The organism is Agrobacterium sp. ST15.13.013, from assembly GCF_027956525.1.
Lineage (GTDB): Bacteria > Pseudomonadota > Alphaproteobacteria > Rhizobiales > Rhizobiaceae > Agrobacterium > Agrobacterium salinitolerans.
In genome coordinates this window covers 97,231-114,061 of record NZ_JAQKGP010000007.1, presented here as the reverse complement: position 1 = coordinate 114,061, position 16,831 = coordinate 97,231, and the positions used below count along the sequence as shown (strand labels likewise).

The window sequence follows — 16,831 nt, the reverse complement described above, 5'->3', positions numbered from 1 at the left end:
TGACCGCGTCAAGGCTATTTCCACATCTATCGAAATAGCCTTGACGTCGTGGTGAATGCGAGTCATTTTATTTCCATGAAAATCGAAATGGCAGCCGCCCAGCTTGAAGCCCTCGGGAATATCACCCGCCTCCAACTCTACCGGACGCTTGTTCGCGCCGGAGAGGATGGATTACCCGTAGGCCGCATTCAGGAAAAGCTGGATATCGCGGCGTCGACGCTCTCCCATCATCTGAAGCGCCTGGTCGATACCGGCCTCGTGACCCAGGAACGGCAAGTGACGACGCTGATCTGCCGCGCCAACTATCCGGAGATGCAGGCACTAGTCGGCTATCTCGTTGACGAATGCTGTGCCGATGCCAACTGTTCATCGAAGACCGTGGAGGCCGCGGAATGATCCCTTTTTTTGCCTATATAATTCTAAATTACTAGAAATATCGAAGGAACTGTCATGTTGAATGCTGGTGAACTTCCCGTGGCCGTCATTGGTGCTGGACCGGTCGGTCTCGCCGCCGCAGCGCATCTCGCCATCCGTGGCATCCCGTTAATTGTTTTCGAGCGCGGCGACACGGTTGGTGCTTCGCTGATCGAGTGGGGACATGTCCGCATGTTCTCTCCATGGAGATACAATATTGACGCAGCCGCCCGCTCCCTTCTTGAGAACGCGGGATGGCAAGGCCCTGATGAAGATGCTCTGCCAACCGGGTCCGACATTGTTGGCGCCTATCTGCAGCCGCTCGCCGCACTCCCGCAGATCGCGCAGAACCTCAAGCTGGGCGTCACCGTCACCGCGATCACCCGCGAGGGTCTGGACAAAGTCTCGTCCGCCGGCCGCGACGTTTCGGCCTTCCTCGTCAGATACAGGGACCAAGATGGCGAGGAAGCTCGGGTTCGGGCCCGCGCTGTGATCGACGCCTCCGGCACTTGGACGCAACCGAACCCGATCGGCGTCGACGGCCTACCCGTCCCCGGCGAGACGGCGGCTTCCGATTCCATCTCGTATGGCATTCCCGATGTCGCTGGCGTAGAGAGGCGTAAGTTTGCGGGCAAGCGCGTCCTCGTGATTGGCGGCGGCCATTCCGCGATCAATGCGGCGCTGGCGCTGATGGAGGTTCAGGAGGCAGAACCGGGCACGGAGATATTCTGGGCGCTTCGTCGTGGTGGCCTCGACCGCCTGCTAGGCGGCGGATTGAACGATCAGTTGCCGGAGCGCGGCGCGCTCGGCCTTGCCGCCAAGAGCGCCATGGAGGATCGTCGCCTGAATATGTTGACACCGTTCGCGGTGAACAGGATTCAGAAGGAAGGTTACAGTCTGCGCGTGGAGGCAATGCTCGCTGGTGCGCGATACTCGATCGTCGTCGATCGGATCATTGTGACCACGGGATTCCGGCCGGATCACTCGTTCCTGCGCGAACTGCGTATCGCACTCGATCCTACCGTCGAGGCGCCGTTGGCGCTTGCGCCGCTGATCGATCCCAATCTCCACTCCTGTGGCGACGTGCCTCCGCATGGCATCGTCGAACTCGCGCATCCGGAACCTGGCTTTACGATCGTCGGGTCGAAGTCCTACGCGCGCGCGCCCACCTTCCTGATGGCGACCGGATACGAGCAGGTGCGCTCCGTGGCGGCGGAGATCGCCGGCGATCACAAGGCGGCGCGCGAGGTCCATTTGGTATTGCCGAAGACAGGTGTCTGCAGCGTCGATCTTGGCGTGAGCGGCACGCAAGACGGCAAGTCCGGGGGGTGTTGCGGCGGCCCGGCGCCAGCGAATGTTGATGCCTGCTGCGTGGCCGACGCGGCGGCGAAGGCGGCCCAGCAAACGGGATGCGGATGCAACGGTGCTGCCCGTGCCGACAACACGTTGGTACAGGTTCGATGAGCGATAACAAGGTTCCTGTCGCCGCGATCCTTGCCCTCGGTCTGACCCAGATCATTGGCTATGGAAGTCTCTATTACAGCTTCAGCATTCTCGCGCCCGCCATGGCGCGAGATTTGGACTGGTCGTTGGAATGGATTTTCGGCGCACTATCCGCCGCTCTCCTGATCGGGGGCCTCGCCGCGCCCACGATGGGGAAATGGATCGATCGGTTCGGCGCCGGCCGTGTCATGACGGGCGGCTCGGCAATCGCCGCCGCGGCGCTGGTGGCCTGCGCCCTCTCTTCCGGCAAGGTGGCATTCGTTCTCTCACTGATCGCGATCGAGACGGCATCCAACCTGGTGCAGTACGGAGCGGCCTTCGCATTGCTCGTCCAGATCAAGCCGCAGGTCGCGCAGCGCAGCATCACCTACCTGACACTGATCGCCGGCTTCGCTTCAACGATCTTCTGGCCGATTACGACAGCGCTACAGGCTCACATGTCGTGGCAGCAGGTCTATATGGTCTTCGCTACGCTCAATCTCTCGGTCTGCTTGCCACTTCACGCGTGGCTGTCGTTCAAGGTCACAAGAAACCGCAAGGGCGCGAGCGGAGAACCGGCCAGGCAAGTGGCTCCCGGTCTGCAACCTTCGATACGACCAGCTGCGTTCGTCCTGATGGTGACGGGCTTTGCGCTTGAGAGTTTCGTCAACGCCGCGCTGCTCGTACACATGGTTCCCGTTCTCTCCGGACTCGGGCTTGGAGCCATGGCCGTCATGGTCGGCACACTGTTTGGTCCATCTCAAGTTCTGAGCCGCTTCGTTAATATGGTTTTCGGGAGCGGTCTGTCTCAATTGACCTTGGCACTCATTTCCGCCGTTCTGTTGCCAGCGGCGCTCATTATTCTGATCGCCACCGCTCCATCTGTTCCAGGTGCTCTGGTGTTTGCGGTGGTTTTCGGCCTGGGTTCAGGCCTCAGCAGCATTGTGCAAGGCACTCTTCCGCTAGTCCTCTTCGGAAGCCAAGGTTACGGAAAACGTCAAGGCCAAATCCTTTCGATCCGTTTGGTCATCTCGTCGACTGCACCGTTTGTCTTGGCTTTCATGATGAACGAGGTCGGCGTCGTATGGGCCTTGTCGGTCGCCGCCTTGCTCGGTTCAGCTGCAGTCGCAGCTTTCATCGGCATCATGCGCTTAATGTCGCGAAACCACACGGCCCAGCTTGAACAACCTGCCTAAATCAGGCAGCTCATCCTTGATGTGGAAACCCGCCTTATGCAGCACCTCCGTACCCCATGAAGGTCCAGGTTCCCCAGCCAAATTTCTCCAAATAAAGTCAGCTTCCTGAGTTGTGAATACAGCACAGCATCGCGACATCCCGTGCCCTGCATCGTTCATGCGCGATAAACGGCCGCTCCACCCGTCATACCGGCGCCGGCGGCGGTCAAAAGCAGGGTTTCGCCTTCCGCGAGAGGCCTTTCGGCGTTGGTGACGGAGAGCGAAAGCGGAATGGTTGCGGCGGAAGAATTGCCGAAGCTTTCTATGGTGCGGACCGTCTTTTGCCTGTCAATGCCGAGATTGCCGCAGACGGCGTCGAACATACGGGCATTGGCCTGATGCGGCACGAAACGGTCGATATCGACTGCCGTCATTCCGACTTCATGCAACACCCTTTGCGCGGTCTCGGTCATCAGCGTCACGGCACGGGAGAAAACCTCGCGGCCGTCACGCATTGTCATCAGCGCCTCCTCAGTGGAGGTATCGGCTGAGAAGGGCTGGCTACTGCCCCCCGCCGCTATCTGGATCAGATCGTAACCGCCGCCATCCGCAACGAGATCGGCCGACAAAAGCCCACGCGGCGCCTGGCGGCAGGGCTTGAGTACGACAGCGCCGGCGGCATCGGCGAACAGGACAGCGCTTGCCCTTTCCGCCGGATTGATACGACGGCTCAATATATTGGCGGCAACGACGAGCACGGCGCGGCCGTGGGTGCGGACAAAGCCATCCGCAAGCGTGAGCGCATAAAGAAAGCCGGAACAGGCCCCGGCAAGATCGATCGCGCCGGATCGGGTAAGGCCCAGCCTGTGTGCGAGCAGCGGCGCCGAGGGCGGCAGAAGATGATCCGGCGTGGAAGTCGCAAGCAGCGTCAACGCGATGTCATCGGAGGCGATTTCGGCGTCTTCCAGCGCCATGCGGCCGGCTCTCGCCGCAAGGCCGCTCAGCGTGTCGCCCTCTTGCGCCCAATAACGCGTGCGGATGCCGGTGCGCCGCTCGATCCAGCCGGCTTCCAGCCCGAGACTGATCTCAATCTCGGCATTTTCAACACATCTTGACGGAACGGCATGACCAAAACCGGCCATGCGGGAAGAACGGGTCTGCATTGTCAGGACTTTCGGAGACAGTTCTGGAACAGGCTGAAAATGGCCGCACCCTGTTTTCACGCGATGCCGAGCGCGCGCGATTTTAGCGGAGCGGTTTCGGTGACGATCCCGGCCACCTCGTCGATGGCGTCAAAGACGCTGCTTAAATCTTCCGCCGTCGAACAATAGGGCGGCATCAGGTAAAGCACATTGCCGAGCGGGCGGATAACGAACCCGCGCTTACGGAACAATTGCCGCATGCGCGGCCCCGCCTCGGCGAGATACCCGCCGGCGGGCGTCACGAGATCGAGGGCCGCGATGGTCCCCATTTGCCGAATACCGGTAAAACGCCGGTCATCTGCAAATCGCTGGAGATTGTCGTGCAGAACCTGTTGCAATTGCCCCATGCGTTGAAGCACGGGCTCATCCCGCCAGACCTGAAGATTGGCGACAGCCGCAGCACAGGCGATCGGATTAGCCGTATAGGAACTGGAATGGAAGAAGGTCTTGCGGCGATCCGTCGAAAAATGCGCATCGAAAATCTCCGCACTGCACAACGTTGCCGCCAGCGGCAAGGAGCCGCCGGTCAGGCCCTTGGAGGTACACAGAATATCCGGGGCAATGCCGGCCTGTTCGCAGGCGAACATGGTTCCGGTTCTGCCCCAGCCCGTCATCACCTCGTCTGCAATGACGAGGCAGCCATGGCGTTCGGCGATCTGTTTCAGCCCGGCCAGAACATCCGCGCCGTAAATCTTCATGCCGCCCGCCCCGAGCACCAGCGGCTCGACCAACAGGGCGGCGATACGGCCTGAACGGCAGAAGTTTTCGAACATGTCCAGCGTGTGCTGTTCGTTGCCCGCTTCCGGAAAAGCCAGCCGGTCGACGCCGAAGAGCAGCGGTTCGTAAGCGACATTGAAGACACCGCGCTCACCGGTCGACATGGTGCCGATAGTGTCGCCGTGATAGCCGTGTTCCATTACCACGATACGGTCGCGCTTTTCTCCGCGATTATGGAAATATCCCAGCGCCATTTTCAGCGCTACCTCAACCGCAGTCGAGCCGCTATCGGAATAAAACACATGGTTTAGCCCGGCGGGCGCAAGCTCGATCAGCCCGCGCGCCAGCGTTTCGGCGGGTTCATGGGAGAACTCGGCGAAAATGACCTGATCGAAGGCCTCTGTCGCAGCGCGGATGGCCGCCATGATCGCCGGGTGCCGGTGCCCGTGGGTGATGACCCACCAGGAGGAAATGGCGTCGAACAGGCGATTGCCGTCCTCATCGACGAGAAATGCGCCTTCCGCAGAAACCACGCGTTTCATTGGCGGTTCCAGCCCATGCTGGGTGAAGGGATGCCAGATCGGGGAACGGCTCATGCCGGCGTCTCCAGAAAATCAGCGAGATTGAAGTGTCGCGCAAAGGCCCGATGCAGCGCCTCCGATGTCATCTCCGGCAGGCGCGGCAGACGTCCAAGCGGGCGAACGGCGCCTATATTGGCGATGACGCGCTCATTTTCCCGGTTCTCGTCCCCGATGAAAACCACGCCCTGCACGGGAATGGCACGGTGCCGCAACGCCTCGAGCGAGAGCAGCGTGTGGTTGATGGTGCCCAACGACGTCCTTGCGCATAACACAAGCGGAATTTGCCAGCGGGCGAAGATATCGGCGAAGAGCACCGTGTCCGTCAGCGGCACCAGAAGCCCGCCCGCCCCCTCGATCACCAGCGGTCCATCCGTTTGCGGCGGCAGCAGCAGCGCGGGATCGATCGTTATATTCTCGCCGCGGGCCGATAGATGCGGCGAAGCCGGCATTTTCAGGCGATAGGCCTCCGGTAGAATACGCCCGCGCGGCACGCCACCCAGCCGTTCCACCGTCTCGCTGTCTGTTTCTTCCTCCAGCCCGGATTGCACGGGTTTCCAGTAATATGCCTGCAGGGCCTGGGTCAGCGCTGCGGAAAAAACCGTCTTGCCGATGCCCGTGTCGGTGCCGGAGATGACGAAACGAGGGCTCATTTCCGCTCCTCCGCAAGCGAAAGGGCGAGCAGCCCGATCATATTGGCGATCTGGCTTTCATCCACATTGAGCGTGATGGCGATGCGCAGGCGCGCCGTGCCCTCCGGCACCGTCGGCGGGCGGATCGCCCGCACATCGAAACCACCCTCCCGCAAATGCGCGGCGATACGCAGCGAACGGGCATTGTCGCCTATCATCACCGGTAATATCTGCGAGCCGCTGGGCGCAACGCCGAGCCGGGAGCGAAGCTCCTCGCCAGCAAAGCTTACCAGTTCCGCCAGCCGCAAGCGCCGCCATGGTTCATCGTCGACGATGCGCAGGGCTTCCCGAACCGCCGCAGCCATCAGCGGCGAAGGTGCGGTCGAATAGATGAAACCTCGGGCGCGGTTGACGAGATAATCGGCGAGAACCGCCGGCAGGCTCAAAAGCGCGCCGGAAAGACCGAGCGCCTTGCCGCAGGTGTGCAACGCCACCAAATTGTCCCGGCCTTCCAGCTCCGCGGCAAGGCCACGCCCGCCGGGGCCGAAAACACCGGTGGCATGGGCCTCGTCGACGACAAGGAAGCCCTCATATTTCCCGGCAAGATCAGCCAGGGCCGAAAGCGGCGCACGGTCGCCATCCATGGAATAAAGGCTTTCGACGGCGACCCACGGTCGGCCCCGGCCACCCTCTTGCCGCCAGCGGATTATTTCCCGTTCGAATGCCTCGACCTGATTATGCGGCACCGCGATCGCCTTCGCCTTGCCGGCCACGATACCGTCATGGACGCTGGCATGGATCAGGGCGTCGTGAAGAACGAGGTCTTCCCGCAGCGGCAATGTGGAGAACAGTGCGACATTAGCGGCAAAACCGCTGCCGAAATTGATCGCTTTTTCCGCCCCGAAAAGCACCGCCGCTTCCGCTTCCAGCGCCTCATGTTCGGGATGGTTGCCACGCAGCAGCCGCGAGCCGCCGGCCCCCACCGGCACGCCCCTTCCGATGGCGTCGGCGATTGCCGCCTTCAGCCGGGGTGAATCGGCAAGCCCAAGATAGTCGTTGGAGGTGAAGTCGACCCCCTGTTGAGGAGCAAGCGCGCGCAGCCGCGATTTGCGCTCCAGGCCGGCAAGCTTCGCCTCATAGGGTGAGAACGCCGCAAGGTTCACCGGCACCCTCCCGCCTCCCCAGACTGCAATTCCGTGGACTGCAATTCCATCGGCTTCAGGCCCAGACGGCGGAAAAGCGCCGTGTCGTGGTCCTCACCCGGATTATCCGCCGTCAGCAGCGTCTCGCCGATGAAGATGGAGTTGGCGCCGGCCAGGAAACAGAGCGCCTGTGTCTCATCGCTCATCTCCGTGCGCCCGGCCGAAAGCCGCACATGCGAATGCGGCATGAGGATACGCGCCAGCGCGATGGTGCGGACGAAATCGATGGGATCGACGGGATCGGCATTGGCAAGCTTCGATCCGGGGATCGGGATCAGCATGTTGATCGGCACGCTTTCCGGCGGAACCGGTAGATTGGCGAGCGTCACCAGCATCGAGATCCGGTCTTCCACCGTTTCCCCCATGCCGAGAATGCCGCCGGCGCAGACCTTGATGCCGGCGTCGCGGACATTGGCCAGCGTTTCCAGCCGGTCCTCGAAGGTGCGGGTGGTGATGATCTCAGAATAAAACCGCTCGGAAGTGTCGACGTTGTGGTTGTAGTAGTCGAGACCGGCATCGGCCAGCCGTTCGGATTGCTCCGGCGTCAGCATGCCGAGCGTCATGCAGGTTTCCATGCCGAGCGCCTTCACGCCCTCGACCATGGCCACCACGGCCTCCATGTCGCGCTCCTTGGGATTGCGCCAGGCAGCACCCATGCAATAACGCGTCGCACCGCCTTCCTTCGCCTTGCGCGCCTCAGCCAGCACCCGCTCCACTTCCATGAGTTTGGAGGCCTTGAGGCCTGTCGGGTTGCGGGCGGACTGGCTGCAATAGCTGCAATCCTCCGGGCAGCCGCCGGTCTTGATGGATAAAAGCCGGCTCATCTGGATGGCGTTGGGATCGAAATGACAGCGATGCACCTGCTGGGCGCGGAACAGAAGATCGTTAAACGGCAAATTATAGATAATTATGGCTTCCTTAAGCGACGAACGATCTCCAGGACTCGCAATTTGAGCTAGATTTCTGTCAATTTGCGTCACGATCTGGCCCATCTGTCGATCTTTCCCTCAAAATAAATAGATAGAAGTTCGTTTTATCTATTTTTCTCGAACCCCGTTTTGCAAGCACTTTTTTCGAGAAAGATTTTTTGACAGGAGAGATGGGCGGCAGATGCGGGAGCAGAATCGTCGGGGCCATGGGGTTATCGCCGGCTGGGATTCGAACAGACGGGACGCTCCGCCCTCGACGGACAGGGGCGACCCTATCCGCTCGCTCCTCTTCAATGTCGCGCGACGGGAGAATAGGCCGCGAGCTACGCCACTTGCCATCCTCGCTCCGCGCGAATGCGACATGACGGCTTTCGTCGATGGTTATCAGGCATATCCATTGACAAATCACAGGACTGCAGCTTTTCTATCCAGCATGCGTGAGATGTTGCGAGCATCGAAATTAATGGCCCTGTTGTTCAGACTGGTGATGATCCTGTCACTGGCGGGCTATAGCGTTTCCACTGTCGATGCCGCAATGCATCCTGCCGAAGCCGGTGGAATGCAGCACGATCAGTCCGCCATGATCGACCACGGCGCGATGATGGACCATGGCGGTTCAACCATGATGTCCGATAGTCATGATCACAACGACATGACCGCCGAGCATGATAGCGGCGCCCAAAAAAACGCAAAGCCCCAATGCTGCGGCGATTTCTGTCTCGGCATGGCGGTCCTGATCAGCCACGACACTACTGGCAGACCCGTCGTCAACAGCATCCGCTCGTTCCTCGATGACAGCAAGGCGCTGGGCCAGACTCCGCTGCTTCACCGTCCCCCGAATATCTGAACAGGCAAAGCCCGCCTTTGGGCAGTGACCGTGCGTGAGCGGCTTTAGCGCCGTCGCGCCGTTGAATCTCCTGTTCGGAAAATAACCATGAACCCAATTTACATTGTGGTTGCAGCGCCCCTGCTTTTGGGCGGCTGCACAGCCACATCCCTGATGAACGAGACCGCCTCCTATGACGACGCGGCAAACCCGTCGCTCGGCGCCGGCCCCATCCGCTATCAGACCCCGGTCGCGGGTTACGCGCACCGCACGCCGGTGGACCCGAAGCCCTGGCGGAACCAGAACGATGCGCAGGCTCCGAAAGGAGACGCATCATGACGATACTTACCTTCAAACTGGGCGCGAAACTCGCGGCCACCCTTTGCCTGCCGTTTCTTCTTGGCGGCTGTGTTACGGCCGCCCAATATGCGTCGCGCGACGCCGGTTTCACCAATGTTTCGGTCAGAACATCCGAGGCGACGGGAAAACAGGCGGTCTGGGTGCAGAACCGGACCGAGGCGCAGGCGACGCAGGCCCGCGTTAAATCGCTGATGGCAGCGAGCAAGACCCTTGATGTCGAGACGGCGGTGCAGGTTGCGCTGCTGAATAACAAAGGCCTTCAGGCGGCCTATGCCAATCTCGGCGAATCCGCCGCCACCGCATGGCAATCGACCATGCTGATCAATCCGCGGATCGGCATCGGGCTGACGGGGATCGGCACCCCAGGTCTCAGGGCCTACAAGGCGATCGAAGGTGTCGTCGTCACCAATATTCTGGCGCTCGCCACCCTCAAGAAAAATGTCGAGATCGCCGATACCGGTTTCCGCAAGGCGCAGCTTGGCGCCGCGCTGAAGACGCTGCAACTGGCGTCTGATACCCGCCGCGCCTGGATAACCGCAGTGGCGGCATGGGAAAATGTCAGCCAGCTGGCGCAGGCACAGACCGCGGCGGATGCCGCCTCGGAACTTGCCGTCAAGCTTGGGGAAGCGGGTTCGCTCAACAAAGAGGGCCAAGCCCGCGAGCAGGTCTTTTACGCCGAACTGACGGGCCAGATCGCCAAGGCGCGGCTTGAGGCCCGCCTTGCCAAGGAGGAACTGACGCGGCTGATGGGACTGTGGGGCGCCGACATCGAATACACCATTCCCAACCGCTTGCCCCCGCTTCCGAAGGCGCTTGCCAAACGGGACATGATCGAGGCCGAGGCGCTGCAGCGCCGCGTGGACCTGCAGATGGCCAGGCTCGATCTGGAGGCAACCGCCCGATCGTTCAAGCTCACCGAAGCCACCCGATATGTGACCGATCTCGAAATCCGCTCCGGCTTCGAGACCGAACGCGAGCTGGAGGATGGCGAAAAACACAAGCAGACAACCGGCAATGCAGAGCTGGAATTCGTCATTCCGATCTTCGATTCCGGTCAGGCACGCATGCGGGAATCCGAACTCGCCTATATGCGCGCGGCGAACCTGCTGGCGGAAAAGGCGGTCAATGTCCGCTCGGAAGCCCGCTCCGCCTATCAGGCCTATCGCTCAAATTACGACATCGCCCGACACTACCGCAACAGCGTGGTGCCGCTGCGCACCAAAATCGAGGAGCAGTCGCTACTGACCTATAATGGCATGATCACCAACACCTTCGAGCTTCTGGCCGACAGCCGGGAAAAGGTCAGTTCCAACCTGCTGGCCATCAATGCCAAACGCGACTTCTGGCTCGCGGAGGCCGGCCTCGCTCCCGCCATCTACGGGGGAGGTACGGGTGCTGCGGCAGGTGCGGAGACCGAGGTTGCCGCCGCTGGCGGCGGTGGCGGACACTGAGAAAGGAAATCACCATGTTCAATAGAAGAAACTTTCTGGGTGTCGGCGCCGCCATGGTCTCCTCGGCGGCCTGGGCGAAAACATCCAACACCAGCCTGCCGGAAGCGGCCGTGATGGAAACGGCCGCGACCCAGGCCCCGGTCAAGCCCACCACCGGCCCCGATTACAACCCTGTGGTCACGTTGAACGGCTGGACCCTGCCCTTCCGGATGAACAACGGCGTCAAGGAATTCCACCTTGTCGCCGAGCCGGTGGAGCGCGAAATGGCGGAGGGCATGACCGCCCGTCTCTGGGGTTATAACGGTCAGTCGCCCGGCCCGACCATCGAGGCCGTCGAAGGCGACCGGGTGCGTATTTTCGTCACCAACAAGCTGCCGGAACATACGACGATCCACTGGCACGGCATGATCCTGCCGTCCGGCATGGATGGGGTGGGCGGCCTGTCACAGCCGCATATTCCTGTCGGCAAGACCTTCGTCTACGAGTTCGACCTCGTGAAATCGGGCACCTTCATGTACCACCCGCATTCGGACGAGATGGTGCAGATGGCGATGGGCATGATGGGTTTCTTCGTTGTCCATCCGAAGGACCCCACCTTCATGCCGGTGGACCGCGATTTCGTGTTCCTCCTCAACGCCTTCGACATCAACCCGGGCGCCTCCGTTCCCAAGATCATGACGATGACGGATTTCAACCTGTGGGCATGGAACAGCCGGGTGTTTCCGGGCATCGATCCGCTGGTGGTTTCCAAGGACGACCGGGTGCGCGTGCGCGTCGGCAACCTGACCATGACCAACCATCCGATCCACATGCACGGTTACGATTTCGAGGTGACCTGCACGGATGGCGGCTGGGTGAGGCCCGAGGCGCGCTGGCCGGAGGTTAGCATCGACATCCCCGTCGGCGCCATGCGCGCCTACGAATTCGACGCCAAATATGTCGGCGACTGGGCGATCCATTGCCACAAGTCGCACCATACGATGAACGCCATGGGACATGACGTCCCGACCTTCATCGGCGTCGACAAGAAGACTGTCGCAGAGAAAATCCGCAAGGTGCGGCCGGAATATATGCCGATGGGCACCGCCGGCATGGCCGATATGGGCGCGATGGAAATGGAAATCCCTGAAAATACCGTACCCATGATGACGGGTTGGGGGCCGCACGGCCCGATCGAAATGGGCGGCATGTTCTCCGTGGTGAAGGTCCGCGAAGGCATCTCCGCGGGCGATTACTCAGATCCCGGCTGGTACGAAAATCCGCCCGGAACCCAGGCCTGGGAATGGACCGGCACGTTGCCGGATACGACCAAGACCAATGACCCCAAAACGCAGATCACGCCGAAACCGATGAAACACGGCTGATCGCGCAGACACACACACCCACAAGATCCCTCACCAAAATCAAGGAAATATGGAATGACCAAACTGAAAATTGCACTGCTTCTTGCCGCTCTCGCCACGCCCGCCCTTGCATCGGGCACTCACGGCGGCGGCCATGAAGCGATGGCGATCGGTGAACCGGGCGACAAGGCCAAGGTGACCCAGACCATTCAGGTGACGATGAAGGAAACGCCTGATGGAAAGATGGTGTTCACGCCCGCCAAATTCGAATTCAAAAAGGGCAAAACGGTTCGCTTCGCCGTGAAGAATGTCGGCGAACTGGACCATGAATTCATTCTCGACGAACAGAAGGCCAATCTGGAGCACAAGGCCGCCATGGAGAAGGCTCCGGAAATGGAGCACGACAATCCGAATGCGATCAGCCTCGCGCCCGGCGAAAGCGGCGAAATCATCTGGAAATTCACCAATGACGGCATGTTCGAATTCGCCTGCCTGAAGCCCGGACATTACGAGGCCGGCATGCGCGGCGATCTCAAAGTTTCTGCAAAATAACCCGGCAACAAAGGAATCTGACCATGAAGACCATCGTAAAAATCGCCGTTGCAACGGCACTCCTGCTCACCGCTCCCCTCAGTGCATTCGCGGAAGAATTCACCAAGGGAACGGTCAAAAAGGTCGATACTGCAGCCAAGAAGGTCACCATCATCCATGAAGAACTGAAGAACCTCGACATGCCGGCCATGACGATGGTGTTCCGCGTCAAGGACGATGCGATCCTCGCCAAGCTCAAGGAAGGCGCCAATATCGAGTTCGTCGCCGAACGCGAAAACGGCAAGCTGGTCGTCGCCCAGGTGAAATAAGACATCGGCAGTTGCACACGCCTGTGATAGATTCGCACAGGCGTGTGCGATACGATGGTAAACAAGCCACGGGATCGCAGATTTTCCCGAGCTGGCATCATCCATAAAGCTGATCCATTCCAGCATGCTGCGGCCCTGTTTCCGCGCTTGCAGGCGCAACGCTGCTAATGACGAGGCGAAGAAAACAGCTTTCCCTCTTGCAGCCGTCGCCCTAACCTCGGGCGGGTTTTCGCGCCGGACCGAAGATCATGAAACTGATGGCGGCAAGGAACCAGACGCTGATGCCGGCATAGAGCATGACCAGCCCGAACCCGTCCGCAAGCGCGCGATGGACGAGTTCTTCCGAAACCCCCTGCGCCGAGGCGCCGGCAGTTCCTGCCGCGATCTTTTCCGCCAGCGACTGCACTTCATGCACATCCGCACCGGAAGGCAGGTTCGCCCAAAGCGAAGCCCGGACGCCCTCGACCAGAATAAAGCCCATGATCGGGATGTTGATGGCGAGCGAAATCATCCGTGCGCTCATGTCGATGCCCGAGGCCATGCCGGAACGGGCGGGAGAAACCGCACCCGTGGTGGTGTTGGTGACGGGCGTATTGGTCAGCCCCAGCCCGATACCGGCGAGGATGCAGCCGGGCAGCATGGTGAGCCAGCTCGCGTTTTCGATGCCGCTTCCCAATTTCATCAGCATAAAACCGAGGCCGATGGTGAACAGCCCGGCCGGAATGACGAGGCGCGGCTGATAGCGCAACGACAGGCGCTCCGCCAAGGGCGGCATCACCAGCGCTGGCAGCGTATAGGCAAGCAGGCCGAGGCCAGCGGTGACGCTGTCATAACCGAGGCCAGCCTGAAACCAGATCGGCAGATAGATCATGAATGGCCAGAAGCTGATATTCATCGCCGCAGAGCCGATGATCGCCCCCGAAAAAGGCCTGATGCGGAAGACGGAGAAATCGAACATCGGTCTTGAACTAAGCTTTTCAGCAATTACGAAGGCGATGAAGCTTGCCAGAGAAATGCCAAGGATCAGAAGCGCCGCCGGGCCCACAAAACCGAGCGCGGGTCCCTGGGTGATGAAAAAGGCAAGGCAAAAAACGGCGACTGAAAGCGTGACCATGCCGGCAAGATCGAGACGCGCCGCCTCCGGATCACGCGATTCCCCAACGCCGCCGGCGGCAAGCAGCCATGTTCCCGCGCCGAGCAGGACGTGAACGAGGAAAACCCATTCCCAGCTCCAAAGCGCAACGATGACGCCGCCTACGATTGGGCCGAAGCCCAGCCCCATGCCCGAGACGACACCCCACCACCCGAACGCCATGCCGCGTTCACGTGCCGAGCGGAACTGATGCGACAGGATGGCGATCTGGCACACCAGCATCGCTCCGCCGCTCAGCCCCTGAAGGAAACGGGCGCCGATCAGCACCGAGACGTTTTCCGTCATTCCGCAGGCCAGAGAGGAGAGTGCAAAAGCGGCGATGCTGGCGATGAAGACACGTTTGCGACCGAAGCGATCTGCCAGCGCCCCCGTCGCCATCAGCACCATCGTCACGCCGATCGTGTAGGCGTTCATGATCCACTGAAGCTGGCGGAAATCCGCATGCAGCACCTGTTCGAGTGTTGGCAGGATCGCCGGAACGCTGGAAATTTCCAGCCCGAACATCAGGGCGGAGAGGCAAACGGCAGCGAGCGCCATGGCACTTCTGCTGTTTGCTGGTGCGGTAACGGCAAGGGTCATTCTTCAGCCTTTCATGGGTCGGTCCGCCACTGCGAAAACCGGTCTGTGGAGGAGGTACGCTAGACAAAGCTTGACCATAACTGAATTGGATGATTGGCTATTTCAGAGACAACAAATTGGAATGATCGATATGAGCACGCTGGATGTTGAGGCCGTCGAGGCCTTCGTTGCCATCGCCGATATGCAGAGCTTCACCCGTGCTGCCGAAGCGCTCGGTACCACTCAGGGCGCCATCAGCGTCAAGCTCAAGCGGCTGGAAGATAGGCTCGGCCAGCGGCTGCTCGAACGCACGCCGCGCTCCGTGCGGCTTTCAGCGCAGGGCGCGGTGTTTCTGGCCCCCGCCCGCGAGTTTCTTGCCGCGCATGATCGGGCGCTGGCGGGTCTTTCCTCGCCGCGCCGCCGCTTCGGCCTTGGCATTGCCGCCCACGTTGCGGGACCGGAGGTTCCGACCCTGCTTGCACGTCTCAACGACCACGACCCCGGGCTTACGATTGAAGTGCGTATGGATCATTCCCGATCCTTGCTGGACGCCTTCGACCGTGGGGAGATCGATGCCGCGATCATCCGGCGCGAGGATGACCGGCGCGACGGCGAAGTGCTCGGACCGGAACATTTCGGCTGGTATGCGACCCCGCAATTCGAATATCGTCAGGGTGAACCGCTGCGGCTGGCGGCGCTCTCACCCGCCTGTGGCGTGCGTGACATCGCCACCCGCGCCCTGGATGCGGCTGCGATTGCGTGGACGGAAGTGTTTCTCGGCGGCACATCGTCGATGGTGACCGCCGCCGTCTCGGCGGGCCTTGCGGTTTCCGCCTTCTCCTGCCGTCTTGCGCCACCCGGCACCGTGGAGGTCAGCCAGCGTTTTGGCCTGCCGCCACTGCCTTCCACGGAAATCATCATGTTCTCGACCCTGACGGACGGCAGATCTCGGGAAGCGTTACGCACACTCGCCGCGGCATTTCGCGAGCACCGCCCAGCATAATCACTATGGTCCCGCAGATTGGCGTCGCCTGCTTGTCGACAATTCCCGGCAGAAAATTTAGCATTGGACGAAAAATGAAACGACCGATGCTTCTCTCGGTCCAATCGCCGCAGCGGAGACTTCATGTCACTTCCCCAGAAAATCGGCTTTATCGGAACCGGCGCCATCACCGACGCGATGGTGCGTGGCCTGCTCGCGAAGCCCGCCGCCGTTCCACATGTGATGGTGTCACAACGCAGTGCCGATATTTCCGCCAGGCTTGCCGCCGATTTCCCACAGGTGATCGTCTCTGGCGATAATCAGGCAATCGTCGATGGCTGCGATACCGTCATGCTGGCTATCCGGCCGCAGATAGCCGAGGAAGTCATTCGGCCTCTCCGGTTCCGGGACGCGCAGAAAATCATCAGCGTCGTTGCCGCAACCGGCCGCGAGACGCTTCTGGACTGGATCGGCGCGGATGTGCGTCTCGCCCAGGCGATCCCGCTGCCCTTCGTCGCCCGGCGCAAGGGCGTCACCGCCATTTATCCCGCCGATACGGATACGGCTGCAATCTTCAACGTGCTTGGTAATGCGGTGGAATGCGAGACGAAAGCGGAATACGATCTTCTGGCCGCCGCCAGCGCGCTGATGGCCACCTATTTCGGCATCATGCAGACAACGACCGAATGGTTGGCTGAAAACGGTCTGCCAGAAGAAAAGGCCCGTTCCTATATTACTCCCCTCTTCGCCGGTCTCTCCGAGGTGGCGGTATTGGCCGGAAGCAAGGCTGATTTTAGCGAGACCAGCCGCGAATTCGCCACCAAAGGCGGCCTCAACGAGCAAGTGCTGCTGGACTTTAACGGCAAGGGAGGTTCAAGGACTCTGAAAGAAGCATTGAGCCGCGTGCTGGAGCGGATTACGCAATAGCCGGATAGTTGCAGCGGCAATAACAAAAAAGGGACCTTTC

At 60.8% G+C, this 16,831-nt stretch carries 17 protein-coding genes and 1 pseudogene; 12 read left to right on the top strand and 6 right to left on the bottom strand.

Going from position 1 to position 16,831, the window contains the following annotated elements:
* Positions 1-75 precede the first annotated feature (75 nt).
* The 3 genes from PL597_RS09640 to arsK are packed head-to-tail and all read left to right on the top strand — an operon-like array spanning position 76 to position 3,092.
* A complete protein-coding gene (locus PL597_RS09640; RefSeq protein ID WP_191216867.1) occupies positions 76-396 on the top strand; it encodes an ArsR/SmtB family transcription factor in 321 nt (106 codons plus the stop codon).
* Between the two features lie 54 nt (positions 397-450).
* Complete coding sequence (locus PL597_RS09635) at positions 451-1,878, top strand: NAD(P)-binding domain-containing protein (RefSeq protein WP_271365029.1); 1,428 nt, start codon at positions 451-453, stop codon at positions 1,876-1,878.
* Positions 1,875-3,092, top strand: a complete 1,218-nt coding sequence (arsK, locus tag PL597_RS09630; protein WP_271365028.1) for an arsenite efflux MFS transporter ArsK — start codon at positions 1,875-1,877, stop codon at positions 3,090-3,092. Before PL597_RS09635 ends, arsK begins: the two co-directional genes overlap by 4 nt.
* A gap of 155 nt (positions 3,093-3,247) precedes the next feature.
* Here arsK and PL597_RS09625 read toward each other — a convergent pair whose 3' ends face one another.
* The 5 genes from PL597_RS09625 to bioB are packed head-to-tail and all read right to left on the bottom strand — an operon-like array spanning position 3,248 to position 8,394.
* Positions 3,248-4,234, bottom strand: a complete 987-nt coding sequence (locus PL597_RS09625) for a beta-ketoacyl-ACP synthase III (RefSeq protein WP_271365027.1) — start codon at positions 4,232-4,234, stop codon at positions 3,248-3,250.
* A 56-nt stretch (positions 4,235-4,290) separates the two neighbouring features.
* Positions 4,291-5,586, bottom strand: coding sequence for an adenosylmethionine--8-amino-7-oxononanoate transaminase (locus tag PL597_RS09620; RefSeq protein ID WP_271365026.1), 1,296 nt, complete (start codon positions 5,584-5,586; stop codon positions 4,291-4,293).
* On the bottom strand, positions 5,583-6,221 hold the full coding sequence (bioD, locus tag PL597_RS09615) for a dethiobiotin synthase (protein WP_077983570.1): 639 nt from the start codon (positions 6,219-6,221) through the stop codon (positions 5,583-5,585). The genes PL597_RS09620 and bioD overlap by 4 nt, the downstream gene beginning before the upstream one ends.
* Positions 6,218-7,363, bottom strand: a complete 1,146-nt coding sequence (locus PL597_RS09610; protein ID WP_271365025.1) for an 8-amino-7-oxononanoate synthase — start codon at positions 7,361-7,363, stop codon at positions 6,218-6,220. Before PL597_RS09610 ends, bioD begins: the two co-directional genes overlap by 4 nt.
* On the bottom strand, positions 7,360-8,394 hold the full coding sequence (bioB, locus tag PL597_RS09605) for a biotin synthase BioB (RefSeq protein WP_271365024.1): 1,035 nt from the start codon (positions 8,392-8,394) through the stop codon (positions 7,360-7,362). Before bioB ends, PL597_RS09610 begins: the two co-directional genes overlap by 4 nt.
* 150 nt (positions 8,395-8,544) lie before the next feature.
* On the opposite strand from bioB, the pseudogene PL597_RS09600 reads away from it, so the two are divergent.
* The 7 genes and pseudogenes from PL597_RS09600 to PL597_RS09570 all read left to right on the top strand — a co-directional run.
* Positions 8,545-8,646 (top strand): annotated as a pseudogene (locus PL597_RS09600) (acetyltransferase); the annotation flags it as partial.
* Positions 8,647-8,764: 118 nt separating this feature from the next.
* Positions 8,765-9,178 (top strand): hypothetical protein, encoded by a 414-nt coding sequence (locus tag PL597_RS09595; protein ID WP_271365069.1) that lies wholly within the window; start codon positions 8,765-8,767, stop codon positions 9,176-9,178.
* 87 nt (positions 9,179-9,265) lie between these two features.
* A complete protein-coding gene (locus PL597_RS09590; protein ID WP_142913523.1) occupies positions 9,266-9,496 on the top strand; it encodes a hypothetical protein in 231 nt (76 codons plus the stop codon).
* Positions 9,493-10,968, top strand: a complete 1,476-nt coding sequence (locus PL597_RS09585; protein WP_271365023.1) for a TolC family protein — start codon at positions 9,493-9,495, stop codon at positions 10,966-10,968. Before PL597_RS09590 ends, PL597_RS09585 begins: the two co-directional genes overlap by 4 nt.
* Before the next feature lie 14 nt (positions 10,969-10,982).
* Positions 10,983-12,332 carry a multicopper oxidase family protein gene (locus PL597_RS09580; RefSeq protein ID WP_269823866.1) on the top strand — a complete coding sequence of 450 codons (1,350 nt, stop codon included), beginning with the start codon at positions 10,983-10,985 and terminating at the stop codon, positions 12,330-12,332.
* Positions 12,333-12,386: 54 nt separating this feature from the next.
* Positions 12,387-12,863 (top strand): cupredoxin domain-containing protein, encoded by a 477-nt coding sequence (locus PL597_RS09575; protein ID WP_173991220.1) that lies wholly within the window; start codon positions 12,387-12,389, stop codon positions 12,861-12,863.
* Between the two features lie 23 nt (positions 12,864-12,886).
* Positions 12,887-13,171, top strand: a complete 285-nt coding sequence (locus tag PL597_RS09570; protein WP_142913527.1) for a copper-binding protein — start codon at positions 12,887-12,889, stop codon at positions 13,169-13,171.
* Positions 13,172-13,382: 211 nt separating this feature from the next.
* On the opposite strand, the gene PL597_RS09565 is transcribed toward PL597_RS09570, so the two are convergent.
* Positions 13,383-14,903, bottom strand: a complete 1,521-nt coding sequence (locus tag PL597_RS09565; RefSeq protein WP_271365022.1) for an MFS transporter — start codon at positions 14,901-14,903, stop codon at positions 13,383-13,385.
* A 130-nt stretch (positions 14,904-15,033) separates the two neighbouring features.
* Here PL597_RS09565 and PL597_RS09560 point away from each other — a divergent pair, with 130 nt between their 5' ends.
* Together PL597_RS09560 and PL597_RS09555 are read left to right on the top strand one after the other, a co-directional pair.
* Complete coding sequence (locus PL597_RS09560) at positions 15,034-15,885, top strand: LysR family transcriptional regulator (protein ID WP_173991226.1); 852 nt, start codon at positions 15,034-15,036, stop codon at positions 15,883-15,885.
* A gap of 123 nt (positions 15,886-16,008) precedes the next feature.
* Positions 16,009-16,791: a pyrroline-5-carboxylate reductase gene (locus PL597_RS09555; RefSeq protein WP_269835281.1), complete on the top strand. Its 783-nt coding sequence runs from the start codon at positions 16,009-16,011 to the stop codon at positions 16,789-16,791.
* Positions 16,792-16,831: the final 40 nt, after the last annotated feature.